Genomic DNA, 4,425 nt, shown 5'->3' on the forward strand with positions numbered 1-4,425 from the left:
GTCAACGCCGCAACCGCCTATGACGCCTGTCACAACCCGCTGGTTCTCGTCATCACCAAGCGGCAACTGGCTCGCAAAGGCAGTGCCGCGGTCTTCTTCGATCGCCAATCGGCGACCACGCCGGCGACGATCAGCTTCGCGGTGGACAGCCCATATCGGCCCTGGCACACGCAACGCAGATACTCTCGCGAGGCGAGGGGGCTGGCACCCTTCAAGAAACCCGAGAAGCCAGTGGTCAACCCACAGCCGTCTCAGTAGCGACGGATCAGGCCGACGAGCTTGCCTTGCACCTTGACCCTGTCCGGCCCGAAAATCCGTGTCTCATAGGCTGGATTGGCGGCTTCGAGGGCAATCGAGGCGCCCTTGCGGCGGAACCGCTTCAGCGTCGCTTCCTCTTCATCGACCAGCGCCACGATGATCTCGCCGGGGCTGGCCGTGTCGGCGTTACGGATGATAACGGTGTCGCCGTCGAAGATGCCGGCCTCGATCATCGAATCGCCCTTGACCTCCAGCGCATAGTGCGCGCCGCCCATGATCATGTCCGGCGGCACCGAAATCGAATGCGTCTGATGCTGGATGGCATCGATCGGCACGCCGGCGGCGATGCGACCCATGACCGGGATCGAAACGGCAGAGACCGCATCGTCGTCATTGCCGGGCGAAGGCATCCGCGAAGGCGCCGGCTTGATCTGCCGGCCAAGAGCACCACCCTGACCAAGACTGCCCTGGATGACGCTTGGCGAAAACTTCTTTGCCGCATTGAGGCCTGGCGCGATGGAGTCCGGCAGCCGCAGCACTTCCAGCGCGCGGGCCCGATTGGGCAGCCGGCGGATAAAGCCGCGCTCCTCAAGGGCCGTGATCAGCCGATGAATCCCGGATTTGGAGGCAAGGTCGAGCGCCTCCTTCATCTCGTCGAAGGATGGCGGAATGCCGCTCTCCTTCAGGCGTTCATGGATGAACATCAGCAGTTCATGTTGCTTGCGTGTCAGCATGGCGGCCCCCAGGTTCCCTGAAACCAGAATCGAAAAACAAACCCAGAACAAACACTATCTGTTCCAGTTGTGTTCTGCAACCGTTTAAAGTTTAATGAATTTGTTAAGGCTGCTGAAATTATTTGGCGCTTGCCAGCGGGTTACGATCGACGGGCGCCACCTTCGGCAATGCGCCTGCTCACATTGAAATTGTTATGGTTAATGACCTGTGGCTTATCCCCTACCAAAGCTTGGCATTATCTGTCGATCGACCTCGACAAGGGGCGATTGCAACCTTCGGGACGTTCGTTGGCCGTGAACGAAACGGAGCCAAAACGCCAACGTCAGTTGGGCATTTTGGCTGGAAATTCAGCTCTCCGTCATTTGCCAGGCAGTGAGGGCAGCGACGGCGGATCGCCGGGATCGGTGCGTCAGGTAACGGCTTCCTTGACGGCGAAACGCTGGTCCTTCCATGCTCCCGTGCGCAGAATGTCTTCCAGAACCTCAACCGCCAGCCACACATCCTTGTAGCTGACATAGAGCGGCGTGAAGCCGAAACGGATGGTCGACGGTGCGCGGAAGTCACCGATCACCCCGCGCTCGATCAGCGCCCGCATGATTTGATAGCCGTGGTCGTGAAGGAACGACACCTGGCTGCCGCGCCTGGTCGCGTCGCGGGTGGTCTCCAGCGTGAGACCGTAGGCGCCGCACTTGGCTTCGACGAGCTGGATGAACAGTTCTGTCTGCGCGACGCTCTTCTTTCGCAATGCCGCCATGTCGACGTCGCTCCAGATGGCAAGCGCGCCTTTGAGCGCCCGCATCGACAGGACCGGTTGCGTACCGCACAGAAAACGGCGGATGCCGGTGCCGGCAACATAACCCCGTTCGAAGGCAAAGGGCCGCGCATGGCCCCACCAGCCGCTGAGCGGCTGGCTGATATCGCCGTGGTGGCGCTGCGCGGCATAGATGAAGGCCGGCGCGCCCGGACCGCCGTTGAGGTACTTGTACGTGCAGCCGACAGCGAAATCGGCATTTGCCTGATCGAGCTCGACGGGCAGGGCGCCGGCGGTGTGGCAGAGATCCCAGACGATCAGCGCTCCGGCCGTATGAGCCCTGCGCGTCAGCGCCGCCATGTCGCGCAGTTCACCCGATTTGTAATTGACGTGGTTGACCAGCACCACCGCGACGTTTTCGTCGATCAGATCTTCGATGGTCGGCGCGTCGACGCCCGCGAGGCGCAGCAGGACGCCATCCCGGGTCGAGGCCACGCCTTCGGCGATGTACAGGTCGGTGGGAAAACTGTCACCTTCGGCGACGATGGCTGACCGGCCGGGCCGCATCTCCATCGCTGCGTGCAGCACCTTGTAGATGTTGGTCGATGTCGTGTCGCAGACAACGGTCTGGCCGGCCGCGGCTCCTATCAGGCGTCCGAGTTGGTCGCCGAGTTCGATCGGCATCTCGAACCATCCGGCCGTGTTCCAGGCTCGGATAAGATCTCGGGCCCATTCCTGCGTCGCCGCCTGCTGCAGCTCGCCGAAAACGGCATGAGATGCTGCCCCCAGTGAATTGCCGTCGAGATAGATCACCCCCTCCGGCAGAATGAAACGGTCGCGCATGGCCCGCAGCGGATCCGTGGCATCCATCGCTTCGACTGCGGCGAGATCAGGAATTCCACTCATGGTCAGTCCCCGGTTGTTCGCGAAGGGGTTTCCGCCACAGAGCGTCCCTTCGGTGAGCCTGTTCTCATTTCGATGATGTCAGAGCCGGGTGCGGACCGTCCACAGCTCCGGAAACAGCACGACCTCGAGCATTTTCTTCAGATACGAAGCGCCCGACGTGCCGCCGGTGCCGCGCTTCAGACCGATGATGCGCTCCACCGTGGTGACGTGGTTGAAGCGCCAGCGGCGGAAATAATCCTCGAAGTCGACCAGCTTCTCGGCCAGTTCGTAGAACATCCAGTAGCGCTGCGGATCGCGGTAGATAGTCTGCCAGGCGACCAGGACCTCTTCATTCTCGGTTCGCGTCTCACGCCAGTCCGTGCGCCTGGCATCGGCACCGATGTCGAATCCGTTGCGCGCCAAAAGCAGCAGCGCTTCGTCATAGAGCGACGGCTCGGCCAGAATGGCTTCCAGCTTTCCGCTGAGGTCAGGCCGATGCTTGTGAGGGCCGAGCATGGCCAGGTTGCGGTTGCCGGCCATGAACTCGATGGCGCGATACTGCCAGGACTGGAAACCCGAGGACTGGCCGAGCGCGTCGCGAAACTCGGTGTATTCGCTGGGCGTCATCGTCCGCAGCACATCCCAGGCATTGTTCAGCTGCTCGAAGATGCGCGCGACTCGCGACAGCATCTTGAAGCTCGGCTCAAGCCGGTCGGCGCGGATCGAGCGGATCGCGGCGCCAATCTCGTGCAAAGCGAGCTTCATCCACAGTTCCGAGGTCTGGTGCTGGATGATGAACAGCATCTCGTCATGCGCCGACGAGAGCGGTGTCTGCGCCTCCAGCACTTTCTCCAGGTGCAGATAGTCGCTGTACGACATGCGCTCGTTGAACGACATCTGTGCGCCTTCGGACGCCGGATCGTAGGGCTCGCTCAATTGACTTTCTCCGTGCGCAGCCGGAAGCGCTGGATCTTGCCGGTCTGGGTCTTGGGCAAAGCAGCAATGAATTTCACCGATCGCGGGTATTTGTAGGGCGCGATCGTCGCCTTGACATGGTCCTGCAGGCGCTTGGTCGTCAATGCGTCAGGCGCCACGCCCTGCACCAGCACGACATGCGCCTCGACGATCTGGCCGCGCTCGGCGTCCTCGGCGCCGATCACCGCGCATTCGGCGACGTCGGGATGTGACAGAAGTGCGGCCTCGACCTCGGGGCCGGCAATGTTGTAGCCGGCGCTGACGATCATATCGTCGGAGCGCGCGGCGAAATGGAAGAAGCCGTCCTCGTCCTGCGTGAAGGTGTCGCCGGTGATGTTCCAGCCGTCGCGCACGTAGTCCTTCTGCCTGATATCGGCCATGTAGCGGCAGCCGGTCGGGCCGCGCACCGCCAGCCTGCCGGTCGCGCCGCGCGGTACTTCGCGCATCTCGTCGTCGACGATGCGCGCCTCGTAGCCGCCGACCGGCTTGCCGGTCGACGCGGGCTTCATGTCGCCAAAGCGGTTGGAGATGAAGATGTGCAGCATTTCGGTGGCGCCGATGCCGTCGAGGATCGGCTTGCCGGTCTTTTGCGTCCACTCTTCGAAAACCGGAGCGGGCAAGGTTTCGCCGGCTGAAACGGCAACCCGCAGCGAAGACAAATCGGCACCTTCATCCATGGCCTTCAGCATGGCGCGGTAGGCAGTCGGCGCGGTGAAGGAGATCGTGGCTTTGTAGGTCTCGATGATGTGGATCATGTTGGGTGGCGTCGCCTGCTCCAGCAGCGTCGCCGCCGCACCGAAGCGCAGGGGAAAGATAGCGAG

The 4,425-nt window shown here is 62.2% G+C and carries 4 protein-coding genes and 1 pseudogene; 1 reads left to right on the plus strand and 4 read right to left on the minus strand.

Annotated features, from left to right (window positions below; all coding sequences use genetic code 11):
- A pseudogene (locus ENZ75_RS22585) lies at positions 1 to 258 on the plus strand (competence protein); the annotation flags it as partial.
- Here ENZ75_RS22585 and lexA read toward each other — a convergent pair.
- From lexA to ENZ75_RS22605, 4 genes are all read right to left on the minus strand, one after another.
- On the minus strand, positions 252 to 992 hold the full coding sequence (gene lexA / locus ENZ75_RS22590) for a transcriptional repressor LexA (RefSeq protein WP_013531746.1): 741 nt from the start codon (positions 990 to 992) through the stop codon (positions 252 to 254). The pseudogene ENZ75_RS22585 and the gene lexA sit on opposite strands and share 7 nt — an antisense overlap.
- A 410-nt stretch (positions 993 to 1,402) precedes the next feature.
- Positions 1,403 to 2,650: a kynureninase gene (gene kynU, locus ENZ75_RS22595; protein ID WP_024503342.1), complete on the minus strand. Its 1,248-nt coding sequence runs from the start codon at positions 2,648 to 2,650 to the stop codon at positions 1,403 to 1,405.
- A 78-nt stretch (positions 2,651 to 2,728) separates the two neighbouring features.
- Positions 2,729 to 3,565 carry a tryptophan 2,3-dioxygenase gene (gene kynA / locus ENZ75_RS22600; protein WP_013531744.1) on the minus strand — a complete coding sequence of 279 codons (837 nt, stop codon included), beginning with the start codon at positions 3,563 to 3,565 and terminating at the stop codon, positions 2,729 to 2,731.
- Positions 3,562 to 4,425: AMP-binding protein (locus tag ENZ75_RS22605; protein ID WP_164887936.1), on the minus strand; the 864-nt coding region annotated here is incomplete at its 5' end. The genes ENZ75_RS22605 and kynA, both read right to left, overlap by 4 nt.

Source organism: Mesorhizobium sp. M7A.F.Ca.CA.002.04.1.1, from assembly GCF_004022805.1.
Classification (GTDB): Bacteria; Pseudomonadota; Alphaproteobacteria; order Rhizobiales; family Rhizobiaceae; genus Mesorhizobium; species Mesorhizobium ciceri.